General features: G+C 65.5%; 17 protein-coding genes and 1 other RNA gene. 10 read left to right on the forward strand and 8 right to left on the reverse strand.

The window, feature by feature from the left end:
• Positions 1-19: 19 nt before the first annotated feature.
• On the forward strand, positions 20-718 hold the full coding sequence (locus tag LK540_RS14520; protein ID WP_229438003.1) for a fumarylacetoacetate hydrolase family protein: 699 nt from the start codon (positions 20-22) through the stop codon (positions 716-718).
• A gap of 158 nt (positions 719-876) precedes the next feature.
• On the opposite strand, the gene LK540_RS14525 is transcribed toward LK540_RS14520, so the two are convergent.
• The 3 genes from LK540_RS14525 to rnpB form a co-directional block, all read right to left on the reverse strand.
• Positions 877-1,392 (reverse strand): PH domain-containing protein, encoded by a 516-nt coding sequence (locus LK540_RS14525; protein WP_229438004.1) that lies wholly within the window; start codon positions 1,390-1,392, stop codon positions 877-879.
• 15 nt (positions 1,393-1,407) lie between these two features.
• Entirely contained in the window at positions 1,408-2,895 is a 1,488-nt protein-coding gene (gene glpK / locus LK540_RS14530) for a glycerol kinase GlpK (protein WP_229438005.1), read from the reverse strand.
• 24 nt (positions 2,896-2,919) lie between these two features.
• An RNA gene (gene rnpB, locus LK540_RS14535) (RNase P RNA component class A) lies at positions 2,920-3,259 on the reverse strand.
• Positions 3,260-3,416: 157 nt separating this feature from the next.
• Here rnpB and LK540_RS14540 point away from each other — a divergent pair.
• On the forward strand, positions 3,417-3,791 hold the full coding sequence (locus LK540_RS14540; RefSeq protein ID WP_229438006.1) for a hypothetical protein: 375 nt from the start codon (positions 3,417-3,419) through the stop codon (positions 3,789-3,791).
• Positions 3,792-3,850: 59 nt separating this feature from the next.
• Here the strand turns inward: LK540_RS14540 and LK540_RS14545 are convergent, their stop codons facing one another.
• Positions 3,851-4,531: a hypothetical protein gene (locus LK540_RS14545; RefSeq protein ID WP_229438007.1), complete on the reverse strand. Its 681-nt coding sequence runs from the start codon at positions 4,529-4,531 to the stop codon at positions 3,851-3,853.
• Between the two features lie 210 nt (positions 4,532-4,741).
• On the opposite strand from LK540_RS14545, the gene LK540_RS14550 reads away from it, so the two are divergent.
• The 7 genes from LK540_RS14550 to rpoH all read left to right on the forward strand — a co-directional run bounded on the left by LK540_RS14550 (position 4,742) and on the right by rpoH (position 11,859).
• Positions 4,742-6,439, forward strand: coding sequence for a thiamine pyrophosphate-binding protein (locus LK540_RS14550; protein WP_229438008.1), 1,698 nt, complete (start codon positions 4,742-4,744; stop codon positions 6,437-6,439).
• Positions 6,440-6,480: 41 nt separating this feature from the next.
• A complete protein-coding gene (locus LK540_RS14555; protein ID WP_229438009.1) occupies positions 6,481-7,257 on the forward strand; it encodes a DUF4261 domain-containing protein in 777 nt (258 codons plus the stop codon).
• 90 nt (positions 7,258-7,347) lie between these two features.
• Positions 7,348-7,590, forward strand: coding sequence for a hypothetical protein (locus LK540_RS14560; protein WP_229438010.1), 243 nt, complete (start codon positions 7,348-7,350; stop codon positions 7,588-7,590).
• Positions 7,591-7,744: 154 nt separating this feature from the next.
• Positions 7,745-8,848 (forward strand): signal recognition particle-docking protein FtsY, encoded by a 1,104-nt coding sequence (ftsY, locus tag LK540_RS14565; RefSeq protein WP_229438011.1) that lies wholly within the window; start codon positions 7,745-7,747, stop codon positions 8,846-8,848.
• Positions 8,849-8,857: 9 nt separating this feature from the next.
• Entirely contained in the window at positions 8,858-9,568 is a 711-nt protein-coding gene (locus LK540_RS14570) for a cell division ATP-binding protein FtsE (protein ID WP_229438012.1), read from the forward strand.
• Positions 9,565-10,485 carry a permease-like cell division protein FtsX gene (gene ftsX / locus LK540_RS14575; protein WP_229438013.1) on the forward strand — a complete coding sequence of 307 codons (921 nt, stop codon included), beginning with the start codon at positions 9,565-9,567 and terminating at the stop codon, positions 10,483-10,485. The genes LK540_RS14570 and ftsX overlap by 4 nt, the downstream gene beginning before the upstream one ends.
• Positions 10,486-10,965: 480 nt before the next feature.
• On the forward strand, positions 10,966-11,859 hold the full coding sequence (gene rpoH, locus LK540_RS14580) for an RNA polymerase sigma factor RpoH (RefSeq protein WP_229438014.1): 894 nt from the start codon (positions 10,966-10,968) through the stop codon (positions 11,857-11,859).
• Between the two features lie 342 nt (positions 11,860-12,201).
• Here the strand turns inward: rpoH and pstS are convergent, their stop codons facing one another.
• Positions 12,202-13,230, reverse strand: a complete 1,029-nt coding sequence (gene pstS, locus LK540_RS14585; protein ID WP_374041366.1) for a phosphate ABC transporter substrate-binding protein PstS — start codon at positions 13,228-13,230, stop codon at positions 12,202-12,204.
• 164 nt (positions 13,231-13,394) lie between these two features.
• Here pstS and ggt point away from each other — a divergent pair, with 164 nt between their 5' ends.
• Positions 13,395-15,143 (forward strand): gamma-glutamyltransferase, encoded by a 1,749-nt coding sequence (gene ggt, locus LK540_RS14590; protein ID WP_229438016.1) that lies wholly within the window; start codon positions 13,395-13,397, stop codon positions 15,141-15,143.
• 214 nt (positions 15,144-15,357) lie between these two features.
• Here ggt and LK540_RS14595 read toward each other — a convergent pair whose 3' ends face one another.
• Genes LK540_RS14595 through LK540_RS14605 form a run of 3 tightly spaced genes read right to left on the reverse strand, consistent with a single transcriptional unit; the run spans position 15,358 to position 18,046 of the window.
• On the reverse strand, positions 15,358-16,782 hold the full coding sequence (locus LK540_RS14595; RefSeq protein WP_229438017.1) for a hypothetical protein: 1,425 nt from the start codon (positions 16,780-16,782) through the stop codon (positions 15,358-15,360).
• Positions 16,779-17,651, reverse strand: coding sequence for an ABC transporter ATP-binding protein (locus tag LK540_RS14600; protein WP_229438018.1), 873 nt, complete (start codon positions 17,649-17,651; stop codon positions 16,779-16,781). The genes LK540_RS14595 and LK540_RS14600 overlap by 4 nt, the downstream gene beginning before the upstream one ends.
• The gene (locus LK540_RS14605; RefSeq protein WP_229438019.1) at positions 17,648-18,046 is read right to left on the reverse strand and encodes a GntR family transcriptional regulator; all 399 of its coding nucleotides are present in this window, start codon (positions 18,044-18,046) and stop codon (positions 17,648-17,650) included. The genes LK540_RS14600 and LK540_RS14605 overlap by 4 nt, the downstream gene beginning before the upstream one ends.
• Positions 18,047-18,094: the final 48 nt, after the last annotated feature.

Genomic DNA, 18,094 nt, shown 5'->3' on the forward strand with positions numbered 1-18,094 from the left:
TGCCAACCAGAGAGCTTTCATGACCGACTACGCCTTCACGCCGCCCGCCCTTCCCTCGCTCGCCATCTTCGGCAGCAGCGAACGCTTCCCGATCCGCCGCGTGTTCTGCGTCGGCCGCAACTACGCCGCGCACGCACGTGAGATGGGCAGCAATCCGGACCGCGAGCCGCCCTTCTTCTTCACCAAGCCGGCCGATGCCGTGGTGCCGGCCGAGGGCGCGCTGCCCTATCCGCCGGCCACGGAAGACCTGCACCACGAGATCGAGCTGGTCGTGGCCCTGCGCAGCGGCGGCGCCGACATTCCGGCGGACGAGGCGCTGGCCAAGGTCTGGGGCTATGGCGTGGGCCTGGACCTGACCCGGCGCGATTTGCAGTCCGTGGCCAAGGAAAACGGCCGCCCCTGGGACATGGCGAAAGGCTTCGACGCCTCCGCCCCCTGCTCGCCGCTGCGCCCTGTGAGCAGCTTCGGCCATCCGTCGGAAGACGCCTGCATCCGCATTTCGGTGAACGGCACGGTGCGCCAGGAAGGCACGCTGGACGAGATGATCTGGCCGATCCCGGACATCATCGCCCACCTGTCGCGCCTGGTGACGCTGGCTCCGGGAGACCTGATCTTCACCGGCACGCCATCGGGCGTGGGTGCGCTGAAGCCGGGTGACCGCGTGCACGGCGAGATCGCCGGCGTCGATGAATTCGACCTGGAAGTCGTCGAAAGGTAGGGTGGCCGGCTCCACCCTGCACGACGCACTGACGCGCCGTGTGCGCCGCCCACGCGTTTAACGCACGGTGGCATAGGCGCGGAGTTTCAAGCGCTAACTGAACGCGTGGACGGCGCTACAGCCACGGGCCGGCGGGCGCCCGGGAATAGCCGTCCACCCTACTTGCCGCGCAGCGCCGCCAAAAACGCTTCCGGCTGCTCCACGCTCACCAGCAGCGACGGCCCGACCCGGGCCGGCAGATACACTACCTGGCTGCGGTCGGTCATCACCGCGAACACCACGCCGTCGCCCGCCCCCTTGAAGCGGCCGGCCGTATAACCCGGCATGTGGATGCCGTTGCGGCGCGCGCCGAGCCGCGCTTCCTCGATGGCGCCATAGCTGCCGACCTTTGCCGCATCCAGCCTGAAATCCGACAGCGGCCGGTCGTGCTCGTAGAAATGGGCGGCGCGCAGCATGATCTTGCCGCCCTCGACGCGCAGCGCGTTGTCGTGCACCGAATACGCCAGCGTCACCGTGAACGGCAGGATCAGCAGCGCCGACAGCGCCACGTTCTTCATGCTGACGGCCAGGCCGTCGCGGCGGATCACCAGCAGCGGCGCGGCGCAGGCCAGCAGGGTGATGGCCGCCATGGTCCAGAATACGCCGTTGCCCACCGGGGCGATTGCAAACTGCATCCTCTCTCCATCCAGTCAATGTTCGGCCCAGGCCTTGGCATGCGTTACCGCCCTGGCCCAGCGCGCCATCAGTTCGGCGCGGCGCTCGGCAGGCATGCCCGGCTCGAAGCGGCGCGCGGCGCGCCACAGCGCGGCAATCTCCTCGCGCGAGGTCCAGAAGCCCTGCGCCAGGCCGGCCAGGTAGGCCGCGCCGAGCGCCGTCGTTTCCGTGACCGCCGGGCGCACCACCGGCACGCCAAGCAGGTCGGCCTGGAACTGCATCAGCAAGTCGTTGCGAGCGGCGCCGCCGTCGGCACGCACCTCGGTCACCGGGCAGGCGGCGTCCTTCTGCATGGCGTCGAGCAGCTCCGCGCTCTGGTAGGCGATCGCCTCCACCGCGGCGCGCGCGATGTGGGCGGCCGTGGTCCCGCGCGTCATGCCGACGATGGTGCCGCGCGCATACGGGTCCCAGTGCGGCGCGCCGAGGCCGACGAAGGCCGGCACCAGCATCACGCCGCCGCTGTCGGTGACCGACATCGCCAGCGGCTCAACGTCCTTTGATTCCTTGATGATGCCGAGGCCGTCGCGCAGCCACTGCACGGTGGCGCCGCCCATGAACACGCTGCCCTCGAGCAGGTAGTCGGTGCGGCCGTCGACCTTCCAGCCGATCGTCGCCAACAAGCGATTCCGCGACACGGGCGCCATGTAACCGGCATGCATCAGCATGAAGCAGCCGGTGCCATAGGTATTCTTGACCATGCCCTTGTCGTAGCAGGCCTGGCCGAAGGTGGCGGCCTGCTGGTCGCCGGCGATGCCGCTGACCGGGATCGCGCGCCCGAACCATTCTTCCTTCGCCCGCCCCACTTCGCCGGCGCTGCGCACGACTTCCGGCAGCACCGCTTCCGGAATGTTGAACAGCGCCAGCAGGGCCGGGTCCCAGCGCATCGTGTGGATGTTGTAGAGCATGGTGCGCGAAGCGTTGCTCACATCGGTGACGTGGCGCCCGCAGAGCTGGAAGGCGAGCCAGCTGTCGACCGTGCCGAAGCACAGTTTGCCGCGCTCGGCCCGTTCGCGCGCGCCGGGCACGTTGTCCAGCAGCCAGGCCAGCTTGGTCGCGGAAAAATAGGCGTCGAGTTCGAGGCCGGTGCTGCGCTGAATCAGGCGGGCGTGGCCTTCGGCGCGCAGGCGGTCGCAGGCGCCGGCGGTGCGGCGGTCTTGCCAGACGATGGCGCGGGAGATCGGTTCGCCGGTGGCGCGGTCCCAGACCACCGTGCTTTCACGCTGGTTGGCGATGCCGATGGCGGCGATCTGCGCAGCGTCGACGCCGCCGTCGCGCAAGACCTTGCGCGCGCAGGCGAGCTGGCTGGTCCAGATGTCGAGCGCGTCGTGCTCGACCCATCCGGGCTGGGGGAAATGCTGGGGAAATTCCTGCTGGGCGCAGGCGAAGACCTGGCCCTGGCGGTCGAACAGGATGGCGCGGGAACTGGTGGTTCCCTGGTCGAGCGCCAGGATGTATTGCGGCATCGATCCTCCGCGCGTGTGTATTCAGTGTAAAGCAGGCCGATAGGCCGGATTCTGTTGGCTGGTCTCCCCGAAGGGACTCCCGCCACGACAATCATTCCTCTAGGCGCCGAATTACTCCGGCGCTCAAGCTTCCTACCCGCACGCTCCGCGAGCAACATCAACGCGTGCCTATTTGGAATTGCTCCGAGTGGAGGTTACCGCGTTTCACCGTAACTAAATACGCTCGTCTCTGTGGCCCTATTCCTCGCCTTATACCTTGCGGCTTTCGGCGGACGGCCGTTAACCGTCACCCTGCTCTGTGGAGTCCGGACCTTCCTCCCGCCAGCGCCTTGCGGCGCCAGCCAGCGACTGTCTGGCCTGCTTCACGGGCATCATTGTAACCGATGGGGGGCGCTGCTCCTAGCGTGTGCATTCCAGGCCACGGCTTCATGTGCAAGACAGGACTTTGTTCCTGGATAATCCAGGCGGCGCCGGGACCAGCATGATGAGCATTTTCATGTTGGTTTGAAGTTGGGGGAAAGATGACCTACCTGGCTGCAGTCATTGCCATGCTCTTGATGACGCATTCACATGCCGACGACAAAGGCAAATGGACGGGGATGAACAAGCCGTTGACGGATGCTACCTATCTTGTCTACTCGGGCGAGTCCGGTGATCGTAGGCCACCAACGAATACGGACAGGAAGCTTGCGATTGCCATCAGGGGGCAAGCTGCCAAAGAGATTTTTGACGCAATCGGTCCGGATGCCAAAGGGGTCACTTGTAGTCTTGAGGACGGTGAACGAATGAGGAGCAAGGGCGAGGTCTGGTGCTCTTATACGCCGAGTGATGGATACATGTGCTTTTTGGGATTCAACCTTCGTACAGGGAAGCCGCATTCAGGTGGAACTTGCTAATGCCGGTAGAAGCCCAAAAACCTCCCGCTGGGCGTTTGCCAGTCCAATCTCGCTGAAAATCAGGTTGCAATCAGCGTCCCGCCCTTGCGCGGCGGGCTGGACGGCGCGGCAGGCGGCGGTGCCTGCGGCGCCTCCTCCCGATGCTCATTCCCGATCCGATCCAGATCCTCGAGCCCCATCAGCGGCGCATACATCAAGTCCTGCGGATCGGTCGAGCGCTTCCAGCCCAGGTGCAGCTCGCCCACTGCGCGCTTGGCCAGCTTGACCGTGCGCTCGCCGGTGCGGTCGGTCAGGCGCGGCTCGCCGTTTTCGTATTCGAACAGGCGCGCCATCGACACCACCGAGCAGTGCAGGTTCGGGCTGTGCATCGAGAACTGGTAGCGGAAACCGCCCGACTGGGCATTGATGTCGCGCGCGGTAATGAACAGGCGGTAGGTTTTTGGTCCCAGCCCCGGCAGGCGGGCGCTGGCGCGCACGGCCTGTTCGAGCAGCGCTTCGGCGGCATATTGCTCCGTGCCCGGCAGCCTGGGCAGACGCAGCGGCGGCAGCCGCATCGCGGCACGTACCCGGATGCCGAGCTGCCGTGCCAGTGCACGGGCGACAGTCGCCGACAAGGCTTCCGGCACGTCATCGAGCGGCACCACATACACGGCAACAGACTCGTCGCCCGACTTGAGCGCAAGCGCGGCCCCGCTGCCCAGCAGCGCAACCGCCGACAACAGCACATGACGTCTCTGCATGGACTTCCCCGATAAGGATCGCTATTTAATTTTTGGCAAGTTTATCTTGAGCAAATCCTGTCGTCCATGCCAATTGCATACAGGGCAAGATTGTTCGCCCAACATTTCTGAAAATCGGTGTCGCCATTTGAAAAGCCCGGGCCCAGCCGCTGGCATAGAATATTTCGATACCCGGCCACGCTTGGCGAAACCAACAAGGACCACAGAGACATGACGCACCCTTCCCGCACCGGCGGCCAGATCCTGGTCGACGCGCTCCACGTCCACGGCGTCGAGATCGCCTTTGGCGTTCCCGGCGAAAGCTACCTCGACGTGCTCGACGCGCTGCACGATTCCAGCATCCGCTTCGTCATCAACCGCCAGGAAGGGGGCGCCGCGTTCATGGCCGAGGCCTACGGCAAACTGACCGGCAAGCCCGGCATCTGTTTTGTTACGCGCGGCCCGGGCGCCACGAATGCCTCGATCGGCGTGCATACTGCCTACCAGGATTCGACGCCGCTGATCCTGTTCATCGGCCAGGTCGGCAACGACTTCGTCGACCGCGAAGCCTTCCAGGAAATCGACTATCGCCGCATGTACGGCGAAATGGCAAAGTGGGTGGCGCAGATCGACCGCGCCGATCGCATCCCCGAATACATCGCGCGCGCCTTCCAGGTGGCCACCAGCGGCCGTCCGGGTCCGGTCGTGCTGGCCCTGCCGGAAGACATGCTGGTGTCGCTGGCCGAGGTAGCCGACACGCGCCGCTACCAGCCGGTGCAAGCCGCCCCCTCCTCCAGCCAGATCGACACGCTGCGCAGCATGCTGGGCGAGGCGAAGAAGCCGGTCGTCCTGCTCGGCGGCGGCAGCTGGAACGCGCAGGCCTGCGCCGACCTGGCGACCTTCGCCGAAACGAACGCGCTGCCGGTCGGCTGCACCTTCCGCTTCCAGGACCTGCTGGACAACGCGCACCCGAACTACGCGGGCGACGTCGGCATCGGCATCAACCCGAAGCTGGCCGCGCGCGTCAAAGACGCCGACCTGGTCATCGCCATCGGCCCGCGCCTGGGCGAGATGACCACCGGCGGCTACACCCTGCTCGATTCGCCAGTGCCGAAGCAGCGCCTGGTCCACATCCACAACGATCCCGAGGAACTGGGCAGCGTCTACCAGGCCGAACTCATGATCGCCAGCGGCGCCCCGCAAGCCTGCGCCATGCTGGCCGCAATGGAGCCGGTCGACAGCAGCGCCTGGCGCCACACCGTGGAGGAAGCGAAAGCCGACCTCGCCGCCTGGCAGGCGCAGCCGCCGATCTTCAAGGATGGCCAGGCGCCGCTCGACCTGTGGCAGGTGGTGCAGGACCTGCAGGCCGCCCTGCCAGCGGACACCATCATCACCAACGGCGCCGGCAACTACGCGAGCTGGGCGCACCGCTTCTGGCGCTACGGCGGCATGCGCACCCAGCTGGCGCCGACGAATGGCGCGATGGGCTATGCTGTGCCCTCGGGCGTGGCGGCGAAGATCGTCGATCCGCAGCGCACCGTGGTGACCTTTGCCGGCGACGGCGAGTTCATGATGACGGGCCAGGAGCTGGCCACCGCCGTGCAGTACGGCGCCGGCGTCGTGATCCTGGTCTTCAATAACAGCATGTTCGGCACCATTCGCATGCACCAGGAAAAGACCTATCCGGGCCGCGTGTCCGGCACCACGCTGCACAACCCCGACTTTGCGGCGCTGGCGCGGGCGTATGGCGGGCACGGCGAAATCGTCGAACGCACGGCCGACTTCGCACCGGCGCTGGCGCGCGCGCTCGAACACGCGAACGGCAAGGGGCTGCCGGCGCTGATCGAACTGCGCTACGACGGCAACCTGATTACGCCGAATGCCACGCTGGAGAGCATGCGCAAGGCGGCCGAGGCGGCGAAATGTTGACCATGGCGGCCCAGGCACGAGAGGATTTTGAGAGGAGAACGATGAGCGACACGCCCGAACTTGTCCTGTGCATCCCGGGCCTCTGGAAACACCGCGAGGAACTGATACAGGCCATCTCGGAATGCGACGCGGGTTATGTGTATGCCGGCCACCTGCTGCTGGAAATCGAAACCGGTTTCACCTGCGAAGTGATGTTCGAAGGCGCCGACCCGGCGCTGCCGGCGGCCTTTGCCGCGGTGGGCCCGCACTGGGCGCAATCCGAGGCGATGATGGACGTGGCGCGCCACGCCTCGGTGGTCTACCTGTCCGGCAAGGGCGGCTCGCGCGACGCCGCCGAAGCCATGATGCGGGCGGCAGCCGCGCTGATCGATGCGGGCGGCCTGGGCGTGAAGGTGGAAAGCACCGGCATCGCCCACGGCCCGGCCTACTGGACCGAACTGTGCGAACAGCTGCACCTGCAGACCGCGCACCGGGCGCTGGTGGTCTACGTGACCGGGCGCGACGTCTACTCCTGCGGCATGCACAACTTCGGCCTGCCGGAAGCGATCGTCACGCCGCCCGATGGCGACTTGCAGGAAGCCGCCGATTTGCTGCGCACCTTTACCCATTACCTGTTCGCGCAGGGGCCGGTGCTGGAAGATGGGCACACTTTTTCGGTGAGCGAAGGCGCACCGGTGTACCGGGTGCGCACCGCGCCGGCCATGGATTACGGGGCGGAGTCGCTGTTCAACAATCCGTATGGCGCGTGGCGGCTGGAGCCGGAAGTGCTGCAGAAGGCGGAGAAAAAGGCGGGGTGGTGGAGCCGGCTGCGGCATTGAGCCTGGCGTTTCAAGCAGTCGAAATATTCCCTCAGGGTAACTAAATTATCCTATCATCTGTTGCTATCGAAGCCTGGACCGGAGCGTTAGATGAACCAGCCTGTAGCAGCAGCGCCGCGCATTGCGGTGCTGGTCGATTGCGATAACACCTCGCCCGAGGCGCTGGAATACCGCATCGTGCCCAAGCAGCAGGGCTATGCAAGCCTCGGCAAGATGATCGCGGATTGCGCCGCATTGCAGACGCAGACCACGAACGGAACGACGACGGTGCGGCTCATCAATGCGCCGGGTAACCCGGCGAATGTCACCGCGATCCGGCCCACAGCCAAATAAGAAGCCAGCTTTTCCCTCCTCCCGGCCAACGCCTCGCGCACGGCCGGGACTTGCGTATTCGTCATTACTGTGCTCTGGTAAAATACTGCGATCCTTTTCGTCGTGCCGGCACTGAATGCCGGCATGTGCATGCAGTCGCTCCCACCACATACCCATGTTTAGTTTCTTCAAGAGAAAAAAAGCCGAAGCAGACACCCCGGCGCCGGTCGAGCCTGTCGTAGATGTGCCGAAGCCTGCGCCGGCACCGGCCGCGCCCGCGCCAATCGCGATTCCTGAACCCGCCCCGGCGCCTGCGCTGAGCGCCGAACCCGCCCTCATCATCGAGGAAACCGCCGAACGTCCGACCTCCCCGGCCGAGCAAAAGAAATCCTGGATGGCGCGCCTGAAGGCCGGCCTGTCCAAGACCTCCAGCAATTTGTCGCTGCTGTTCGTCGGCGCCCGCATCGATGAAGACCTGTACGAGGAACTCGAATCCGCCCTGCTGATGTCCGACGCCGGCATGGATGCCACCGAGCACCTCCTGAACAACCTGCGCCGCAAGGTCAAGGAAGAGAAATTGCTCGACGCCGCCGCCGTGAAGGCTGCGCTGAAGGAATTGATGGTCGAGATGCTGACGCCGCTGCAAAAGCCGCTGGAACTCGGCCGCCACGCGCCGCTGGTGATGATGATCGCGGGCGTGAACGGCGCCGGCAAGACCACCACCATCGGCAAGCTGGCCAAGCACATGCAGCGCTTCGACCAGTCGGTGCTGCTGGCCGCGGGCGATACCTTCCGCGCCGCCGCGCGCGAACAACTCATGGTTTGGGGCCAGCGCAACAACGTCACCGTGATCTCGCAGCAGTCGGGCGACCCGGCGGCCATCGCCTTCGATGCGGTGCAGTCGGGCAAGGCGCGCGGCGTGGACGTGGTCATGGTCGATACCGCCGGCCGCCTGCCGACCCAGCTGCACCTGATGGAAGAGCTCAAGAAGATCAAGCGCGTGATCGGCAAGGGCGCGGATGGCGCGCCGCACGAGACGCTGCTGGTCATCGACGGCAACACCGGCCAGAACGCCCTGGCACAAGTGAAAGCCTTCGACGACGCCCTGCAACTGTCCGGCCTGGTGATCACCAAGCTCGATGGCACGGCCAAGGGCGGCGTGCTGGCGGCGATCGCGCGTACGCGTCCGGTGCCGGTCTATTTCATCGGCGTGGGCGAAAAGCTGGACGACCTGCAGCCTTTCAATGCAGAAGAGTTCGTTGAAGCGCTGCTGGGGTAATCAGACACGATGATCGAATTCCACTCCGTATCCAAGAAGTATTCCGCCGATGCGACCGCCCTGCGCGACGTGTCGCTGAACATCGGCAAGGGCGAGCTGGTGTACCTGGCCGGCCCGTCCGGCGCCGGCAAGTCGACCCTGATGAAGATGGTGGCCGCCATCGAGCGCCCCAGCAGCGGACGCGTGATCGTGTTCGGGCAAGACATCGGCAAGATCAGGAAGCCCGGCATCCCTTTTCTCCGCCGTAACCTGGGCCTGATCTTCCAGCACCAGCGTTTGCTGAACGACCGGAATATCCTGGCCAATACCATGCTGCCGCTGCTGGTCACTGGCGCGCCCAAGGCGCAAGCCGAGCAGCGCGCCCGCGCCGCCCTCGACAAGGTGGGTCTGCTGGAGCGCGCCAAGGCGCATCCGCTGGAATTGTCCGGCGGCGAGCAGCAGCGCGTGGCGATTGCCCGCGCCATCGTGAACCGTCCGCAGATCATCCTGGCCGACGAACCCACCGCCAACCTCGACCGCGTGGCGGCCGACAAGGTGCTCGACGCCCTGCGCGCCTTTAACTCGGTCGGCGTGACCTGCCTGATCTCGACCCACGACGAGCAGGTGCTCGACGGTGCGGCGCGCGTGATCCGCCTGGAGCATGGCCAGCTGGTGTCGAGCGGAGAGCCGACCAGCCCCGCCACCGGGGAATTCGACGTCGATACGGGAGGTGCAGCATGAGCCCATGGTTCCGCCAACACCGCTTCGCGCTCGGCGCGGCGCTGTCCACCGTGCGCAAGGCGCCGGGCAGTTTCCTGTTCAACGTATTGGTCGTCGCGGTGGCGCTGGCGCTGCCGTTCGCCGGCATCACCCTGCTCGACAATGTACGGCCGATGTCGGAACAGCTCTCGGTCGATCCCGAGGTCAGCCTGTTCGTGAAGCCCGATGCGACGCGCGAGGAAGCGCAGGCACTCGGTCCGCAACTGCGCCAGATCATCGACGACAACAAGGCCAGCATCACCTTCATTCCGCGCGAACAGGCCCTCGACGACCTGAAGGCGCGCAGCGGCCTGTCCGCCGCGCTCGACACGCTGGGCGACAATCCCCTGCCCGACAGTTATGTGATGAAGCTGGCCGGCTCGGCCAGCGCGGCGGATGCCTCGCGCATCGACGCCGTGGTCGAGCAGTTGCACCAGCTGCCGCACGTGGACACCGTGCAGGTGGACTCGGCCTGGGTCAAGCGACTGGCCGCCTTGCTGGGCGTGCTACGCCTGGTGCTGCTGTTGCTGGCGGTAACGCTGGGTGTGGTGGTGATTGCGGTGGTGTTCAATACCATCCGCCTGCAGGTGCTGACCCAGCGCGAGGAAATCGCCGTGTCGAAGCTGCTGGGCGCGACCGACAACTTCATCCACCGGCCGTTTTACTATACCGGCGCCCTGCTCGGCCTGTGCGCCGGTGCGGTGGCCCTGGGCGGCGTGGCGCTGGCCCTGCAGCCGCTGAACGCGGCCATTGCCGAGTTTGCCCGCCTGTATGCGTCGGAATTCCAGCTGGCGCCGCTGAGTGCGCCGGAAGTCGCCGGTTTGCTGGCCATCAGCGCCGGCCTGGGCCTGATCGGCGCCATGCTGTCGGTGCAGCGTCACCTGGCGCGCCTGAAATGACGCCCTCTTCCTCCGGACAGGCTGCTGCTGTGGTCTGTCCGGGCGGAATCACCTTCTTCTTTTTCAAGTCCCCGGCTTGTGCGTCTACTTCCATTCGCGAAGTAGGACTTTGCCTCGCCCGATTCCGAACGCGCCCCTTTGTGAGGCAACTAACAGAAACGGGCTTCCGCGCGCCTTTACGCTGTGTCTCAAGGTCACACGCAACAGCCACACGTTTGAGATAACTCAATAGCAAAGCAACGATTCGCTCTACAGTAGACCGGGCGCAAATTGATGCTTAATAGCAATACTTTAGCCAGACTTAAACACCCCTGCCATTCCGAGGGGGTCGCTAGCACTCCCCCTCGGAGAGTGCTAAACTGTAGCTCAAGTGAATGGTAAATGGGTTCGCTTGCATCCGGATTCAAGGCCGAAAAAATCATGGGGTGGGGTTGTCCCGCCGCTGAGATGCAGCAGAAATTACTCTACGAGGAAAAGATAATGTCCGCACAATCCGCATTGGTTCCGACCACCAGCAGCCGTGCCCTGGGACTTGGCTTCACCGGCAATCTCGGTAACATCGACGCGTATATTTCCGCGGTGAACCGTCTGCCGATGCTGACCCACGAGGAAGAGGTGTCGCTGGCGAAGCGGCTGCGCGAGGCAAACGATCTCGACGCCGCACAAAAACTGGTCCTGTCCCACCTGCGCCTGGTGGTGTCGATCGCGCGCGGCTACCTGGGCTACGGCCTGCCGCACGCCGACCTGATCCAGGAAGGCAACATCGGCCTGATGAAGGCCGTGAAGCGCTTCGACCCGAACCAGGGCGTGCGTCTGGTGTCGTACGCGATGCACTGGATCAAGGCCGAGATGCACGAATACATCCTGAAGAACTGGCGCCTGGTGAAGGTCGCTACGACCAAGGCCCAGCGCAAGCTGTTCTTCAACCTGCGCAGCAACAAGGTGGGCCTGGACGCGATGACGCCGACCCAGGTCGACGAACTGGCCAAGATGCTGGACGTCAAGCGCGAGGAAGTGATCGAGATGGAAACCCGCCTCTCCGGCCGCGACATCGCCCTGGAAGCGCCGACCGACGACGAAGACGACAAGTTCTCGCCGATCGCCTACCTGTCGTCGGACCAGCAGGAACCGACCAAGGTGCTGGAAGCCGAGCAGGTCACGCGCCTGCAGTCCGAAGGCCTGGAAACGGCGCTGGGCAAGCTCGACCCGCGTTCGCGCCGCATCGTGGAAGCGCGCTGGCTGGCGAATGACGACGGTTCGGGTGCCACGCTGCATACGCTGGCGGAAGAGTTCGGCGTGTCGGCGGAGCGGATTCGCCAGATCGAATCGGCGGCGTTGAAGAAAATGAAGGGTGCGCTGGCGGCGTACGTGTAAGCCAGCAGCAGCATCTTTGTAAAAACGGCGGTTCCTTCGGGGCCGCCGTTTTTTATTGGCGTTGCATTCATCGATAACGATGGCATTGGCGCCGATTTCGTAGGGTGGGTTCTCGAACCCACCATGCGGCGGTTGGTCATCGATTGCGTCCGGATCGTACGGCGCAGTGTATCCAATGATGAAATCGGTGGGTTCAAGAACCCACCCTACGACCTCATAATCAAAACCAAAAAAAAGCGGCGGCCCCATTCCTGGAACCGCCGCTAAAACCTGGCCGCAAAGTCACCCACGGCCAGCCCGACACGGGGCTTGTCGCCCCGTCCTGTGATCGATCAGTTCAGATCAGTAGATCGCCTTGCCCGATGCATCCTTCAGGTTGGCCTTCCACGAATCCTGCACCAGCTTGACGACCGATGCCGGCATCGGCACGTAGTCCAGCTCGGCGGCAGCGGCGGCGCCGTTCTTGTAGGCGTAGTCGAAGAACTTCACGACTTCCTTGCCCTTGGTGGCGTCGGCCTGGGCCTTGTGCATCAGGATGTACGACACGCCGGTGATCGGCCAGCTGTTCTTGCCGGCGGCGTCGGTCAGGATGACGGCGAAGCCCGGGGTCTTGGTCCATTCGGCGCTCGATGCAGCGGCCTTGAAGTTCTCGTCGTCCGGCTGCAGGAACTGGCCGTCCTTGTTCTTCAGCTGGGTGTGCGACAGCTTGTTTTTCTTGGCGTAGGCCCACTCGACGTAGCCGATCGAACCCTTGATACGCTGCACGTTGGCGGCGACGCCTTCGTTGCCCTTGCCGCCCACGCCGACTGCCCATTTCACGGCGGTGTTGGCGCCGATTTTTTGCTGGAATTCCGGGCTGGTTTTCGACAGGAAGTCGGTGAACAGGAAGGAGGTGCCCGAGCTGTCGGCGCGGTGGACGACGGTGATGTCGGTGTCCGGCAGCTTCACGCCCGGGTTCAGGGCGGTGATTTCCGGCGCGTTCCACTTGGTGATCTTGCCCAGGTAGATGTCGGCCACGACCGGGCCGGTCAGCTTCAGCTGGCCTGGAGCCACGCCGTCGACGTTCACCACGGTGACCACGCCGCCCATGATGGCCGGGAACTGCATCAGGCCTTCGGCGTCGAGTTCAGCGGCTTTCAGGGGCATGTCCGAGGCGCCGAAGTCGACGGTCTTGGCCTTGATCTGCTTGATGCCAGCGCCCGAGCCGACCGACTGGTAGTTCAGGCCGGTGCCGGTGGCTGCCTTGTACGACTCGGCCCACTTGGCGTAGATCGGGTACGGGAAGGTTGCGCCCGCGCCGGTCACGTCGGCAGCGAAGGCCGACGACATCACCATTGCTGCAGCGGCGCCAGCGATCATCGTTTTGAACATGTGCTTGATTTTCATATTGTCGTAACTCGGGGTTGGTTAAGTGACGAGCGGAAGTCTAGCCAGCGAATATGACGGCTGTATGACGCGGATGAGCTAGATCAAACAACGGCGGTTTTGCTTTCTTGCTATGCTGACCCGACTTCTTCACCTCGCCGCCTTCGTCCATGAACAAGACCCTGCTCGTTTCCACCCTCGTCTTCTCCATCGTCCTGCACGCGCCGCTCGCCATCGCAAAAACCCCGGTCGCCACCGGCAGCGGCGGCGCCGTTGCCACCATCAGCGAACAGGCCTCGGCGTCGGCGCTTGCCATCCTGAACAAGGGCGGGAACGCGGTCGATGCCGCCGTGGCCGCGGCGGCCACGCTGGGCGTGACCGACCCGTTCAGCTGCGGCATCGGCGGCGGCGGCTTCATGGTGATCTACCTGGCCAAGGACAAGCGCGTGATCACGGTCGATCACCGCGAAACGGCCCCAAGCGCCTTTACCCCGGCCGTGTTCCTGGAAAACGGCAAGGAAATCGACTTCGAGACGGCGGTGGCGAGCGGCGCCGCTGTAGGCGTACCGGGCACGGTGCGCGGCTGGCACGAGGCGCTGGAGCGCTACGGCACGATGGGGTTTAGGCAGGTACTGGCGCCGGCCATCGATGTGGCCGACAAGGGCTTCACGGTCAATGAAACTTTCTCTCATTTAACGCGCGAAAATGAAAGAAAATTTCAGCAGTTTTCGACGACGAGCGCACTGTATTTGCGGAACGGGAAAGCCGTTACGCCCGGCACCCGGTTACGTAATCCGGACATGGCCAAGGCCTACCGCGAGATCGCCGCACGCGGCTACCAGGCCTTTTATGCAGGGCCGATGGCGCGCGCCATCGTCGAGGCGGTGAACCAGCCGCCGCTGGCTCGGGGTGCAAGCGTCCGCGCCGGCCAGATGACGCTGGCCGACCTGGCCAACTACGAAGCGCGCATCCGCCAGCCGGTGGTCAGCAGCTACCGCGGCTACCAAGTTTATGGCATGCCGCTGCCGAGCAGCGGCGGCGTGGCGGTGGCCGAGGCCCTGAACATCCTCGAAGGCTACGACCTGAAGGCCCTGCCGCGCGCGCAGGCCGAGCACCTGTACCTGGAAGCGAGCCGCCTTGCCTTTGCCGACCGCAACGCCTATCTCGCCGATCCGGAATACGTCGACGCGCCGGTGGCGGGGCTGCTGTCGAAGGATTTTGCAGCCCGGCGGCGCGCGCTGATCGACATGAAGCGTGCGGCGTCCGACGTGGCGGCGGGCGACCCGTACGCCTTCCAGGATGACCCGAGCATTCCGCTGCGCCCCGCGCAACGCCCGCTGCAGAAGGAAAGCCCGCACACCACGCACCTGACGGTGTCGGACAAGGAAGGCAATGTCGTCTCCTATACGTTCACCATCGAATCCTGGGGCGGCAGCGGCATCGTGGTGCCGGGTTATGGCTTCTTGCTGAACAACGAGATGACCGACTTCGATTTTTCCGGCCCACGCCCGAACGTGCCCGAAGCGGGCAAGCGCCCGCGCAGCAGCATGGCGCCGACCATCGTGCTCAAGGACGGCAAGCCGGCCTTCAGCATCGGCAGCCCGGGCGGCGCGACCATCATCACGACGGTGCTGCAGACCATCGTCAATCATGTGGACTTCGGCATGCCGATGAACGAGGCGATCGATGCGCCGCGGCTGTCCGAGCGTAATGGCGCATCGACGTCGGTGGAGCCGGGCTTTGCCGGCAGCGCCCAGGCGAAGGCCCTGGAAGCCTTTGGGCACAAGTGGGAGGCGCCGGCCGAGGAGATCGGCGCGGCGAATGCCATCGTGTTCAATCCGGATGGGACGGTGACGGCAGTCAGTGAAGGCAAGCGGCATGGGGTCGGGACCGCACTGGTGCAGCGCCGCGCGCATTGAATCGGCTTACGCGGCTTTGACGGTTCGTGTTTGGCCGTTGTAGGGTGGGCCGGGCCGCGCAGGCACCTGTGCCCACGCGGTACGGCATCTCCCCGTCGACAACGCACCGACAGACCGCGGAAGGCGATTGGCTCGATCGCTCCGCGGCACCATTTCGACCGATCGCGTGCCGTACCGCGTGGACTCAGGAGTCCACCCTACAACACCCTCCACCTCAAGCCAGGCGCCCCGCCGGGAAGACATACGGCGCCGTCTCCGCACGCCGGAACGCGCGCCCGACCAGGGCTGCGGCAATCGCCATGCTGGCCAGCGCCGCACCCGCCGCGTACGGCAAGCCGCTCGCCCGCTCCAGCGCCATGCCCGCCGCCAGGCTAAGGCCGAACGACAGCGCACAGCCCAGCAGCAGCCGCCAGCCCAGCAGCCCGCTGCGGTGCGCGTGGTCGCGCAAGGTGGCGGCTACCAGCGGCAGGGTCAGGCAGCACAGGCAGGCTTGCTTGAACAGGTTGGCCGCCGAGGCGCCGGTCATCATGCCCAGGCACAGCACGGCGCCCGCCAGCATCGCCCACTCGAGCAGCGCGGTGCGCAGCAGCGTGACGGCGACCTTGCGGTTGAAGGCGGAGGCGCCGGCCGGCAGCGGCGGCGCCAGGCGCAGCAGGGCCTGTTCGCCCGCCGTGTCCTTCAGGCGCACGTTGCGCTTCTCGGTGTCGAACATGGCGCCCAGCAGCAGCGGCAGGGCGAATAGCCAGCCGAGGTCGGCGATCAGCTGCTGCGTGTCGGGACGGGCATTGGCACGCAGGATGAGCAGCGCCACGCCGGCCAGGGCCAGGATCGACACCAGCACCACGGACCGGTTGACCCAATGGTTGCGCGCGCCCAGCAGGTGCACCAGCAGGCGGGCACTATTGCGCGCCGCCGTGTCGCGCGCCAGGACCCAGCGGTAGAGCGAGGCATCGAACCGGTTCTGCTTGCGTTCCTTGAACTGGCCCGCGGCCGTCGTGCGTTCCAGCTGCAGGGCCTGGGCTTCGCGTGCCACGTAGTGCCGGTCGCCGCCGGCCATGAACATGTGCTGCAGCGCGTAGGCGCCGAAGGCCAGCATCAGCAGGCACCCAATCGCAAAGCCGATGCCGTGCTGGATACCGTCGACCAGCGCCGGCGGCAGGCTGCGGCTGAAGAAGAACACGCCGGCAAAGGCGACCTGCATCCAGCTGCCCGCGCGGTGCCCGCTCTGCCCCAGGCCATACGCGGCAAGCCAGGTGCCGGTGGCCAGCAGGACCAGCGCCGGCGACAGCTTGGTGCCAAGCGACACCAGCGTGGCAAACGCGATCATGCATGCCCAGGCCAGCACCGTCGATTCGATCAGGCGGCGGCGCAGGCGCGGCACCAGGCAGGCGACGGACGGCGTGTTCAGCTTGACGGCGCCAGGCACGAAGTACAGCAGCCAGCCCATCATCGCGCCGCCTACCGCCACACGCAGCGCCGTACTGGCGGCCAGCACCGCATCGTCCTTCATGACCATGACCAGGAAGGCCACGAGCAGCGTCAGGAAAGCCGTGAATCCGAGGATCAGCACATCGGCGCGGGAACGGGCACTGAGCGCCATGCGCCACACCAGCCAGTAGTCCTTCAGCAGGGTTTTCATTGCGTCACCTCGATGAACAGGTCTTCCAGGCTGAGCGCCTCCACGCGCACGCCGCTCTCCTTGCCCAGCTGCGCCAGGCCGGCGCCGCCGTGGGTGATCACGCTGACGCTGCCGTCCGGCGTGCGCTGGCGCCGCAGTTCGCCGGCCAGCTGCCTGCCGTCGAGCAGCGACGCCGGCCCCACCACGCGGCGCGCGCCTTCGAGCAGCTCGTCGAGACGGCCCTGCAGGGCGATTTTGCCGTCCTTCAGGAAGGCGAGGTCCAGCGCCACCCGTTCCAGGTCGGACAGGATGTGGGTCGAGAACACCACCGTGGTGCCGCGCTCGATCACGCCGTCGATCAGCTCGCGCAGGAATTCGCGGCGGCCGACCGGGTCCAGGGCCGACACCGGCTCGTCGAGTACCAGCAGTTCCGGGTCGTGGGCCAGCGCGCGGATGATCGACAAACGCTGCTGCTCGCCGCCAGAGAGCTTGCTGATCGGTTTATTTTGCATGAGCTGGTCGAAGCCCCAGCGCGCCAGCAGGCCGTCGACCTTGGCACCGTTCCAGCGCGGGTACAGGGCCCTGAAGTAATCGAGCATCTGGCGCGGCGTCATCCACTCGAACAGGTCCGACTTCTGCGGCACGTAGCCGATGCGGGCGCGGGTGGCGTCGGACAGGTGGGCCACGTCTTCGCCATAGACGTGCACCGTGCCCGCATCCGCTTCGCGCAGGCCGAGCAGGCATTCGAGCAGGGTCGACTTGCCGGCGCCGTTGCGGCCCAGCAGGCCGATCACCTGCCCCGGCATGACCTGCCAGTCGAGCTTGTTGAGGATGGGGACGCTGCCGAACTGCTTGCTGATCGCGGCGCTCTGGATGATGGCGTTGGTCATGCTTGTTCCTTCAGGATCTGGGTGAAGAGGGAAAGGACGGTGTCGGAATCGAGTTCGAGCTGGCGCGCTTCCATGGCTGCGCGCTCCAGGGTGGGACGCAGCAGTTCGGCGCGTTCGTGCGCGCCCGGGGCAGTGCCGGCGCGGGCGGCCACTTCCATGCCCAGGCCGCGGCGGCGGGTGAGTACGCCTTCCATCTCGAGCAGGCTGTAGGCCTTCGAGACGGTCATCGGGTTCAGGGCCAGGGCCTGGGCGACCTCGCGCACCGAGGGCATGCCGTCGCCTGGGGCCATCTGGCCGGCGGCGACCAGGCGTTTGACCTGGTCGACCAATTGGCGGTAGATGGGCTCGGCGGAGCCGGTGGCGATGAAAAACAAGTGGGCGGCGTGGGTGGTCATGGTGTATAGCTGTATTAGTTACTTAATACAGTAGACGTTTACCAAGAG

The organism is Massilia sp. IC2-278 (assembly GCF_020708045.1).
In the GTDB taxonomy this organism is placed as follows: domain Bacteria; phylum Pseudomonadota; class Gammaproteobacteria; order Burkholderiales; family Burkholderiaceae_D; genus Telluria.

Bases quoted from the DNA above. Each gene is read 5' to 3' on its own strand.
- ftsX (WP_229438013.1), top strand. From the start codon at position 9,565: ATGAGCCCATGGTTCCGCCAACACCGCTTCGCGCTCGGCGCGGCGCTG.
- LK540_RS14605 (WP_229438019.1), bottom strand. From the start codon at position 18,046: ATGACCACCCACGCCGCCCACTTGTTTTTCATCGCCACCGGCTCCGCC.
- LK540_RS14570 (WP_229438012.1), top strand. From the start codon at position 8,858: ATGATCGAATTCCACTCCGTATCCAAGAAGTATTCCGCCGATGCGACC.
- glpK (WP_229438005.1), bottom strand. From the start codon at position 2,895: ATGCCGCAATACATCCTGGCGCTCGACCAGGGAACCACCAGTTCCCGC.
- LK540_RS14560 (WP_229438010.1), top strand. From the start codon at position 7,348: ATGAACCAGCCTGTAGCAGCAGCGCCGCGCATTGCGGTGCTGGTCGAT.
- LK540_RS14555 (WP_229438009.1), top strand. From the start codon at position 6,481: ATGAGCGACACGCCCGAACTTGTCCTGTGCATCCCGGGCCTCTGGAAA.
- LK540_RS14550 (WP_229438008.1), top strand. From the start codon at position 4,742: ATGACGCACCCTTCCCGCACCGGCGGCCAGATCCTGGTCGACGCGCTC.
- LK540_RS14525 (WP_229438004.1), bottom strand. From the start codon at position 1,392: ATGCAGTTTGCAATCGCCCCGGTGGGCAACGGCGTATTCTGGACCATG.
- LK540_RS14545 (WP_229438007.1), bottom strand. From the start codon at position 4,531: ATGCAGAGACGTCATGTGCTGTTGTCGGCGGTTGCGCTGCTGGGCAGC.
- ftsY (WP_229438011.1), top strand. From the start codon at position 7,745: ATGTTTAGTTTCTTCAAGAGAAAAAAAGCCGAAGCAGACACCCCGGCG.
- ggt (WP_229438016.1), top strand. From the start codon at position 13,395: ATGAACAAGACCCTGCTCGTTTCCACCCTCGTCTTCTCCATCGTCCTG.
- rpoH (WP_229438014.1), top strand. From the start codon at position 10,966: ATGTCCGCACAATCCGCATTGGTTCCGACCACCAGCAGCCGTGCCCTG.
- pstS (WP_374041366.1), bottom strand. From the start codon at position 13,230: ATGTTCAAAACGATGATCGCTGGCGCCGCTGCAGCAATGGTGATGTCG.
- LK540_RS14540 (WP_229438006.1), top strand. From the start codon at position 3,417: ATGACCTACCTGGCTGCAGTCATTGCCATGCTCTTGATGACGCATTCA.
- LK540_RS14520 (WP_229438003.1), top strand. From the start codon at position 20: ATGACCGACTACGCCTTCACGCCGCCCGCCCTTCCCTCGCTCGCCATC.
- LK540_RS14595 (WP_229438017.1), bottom strand. From the start codon at position 16,782: ATGAAAACCCTGCTGAAGGACTACTGGCTGGTGTGGCGCATGGCGCTC.
- LK540_RS14600 (WP_229438018.1), bottom strand. From the start codon at position 17,651: ATGACCAACGCCATCATCCAGAGCGCCGCGATCAGCAAGCAGTTCGGC.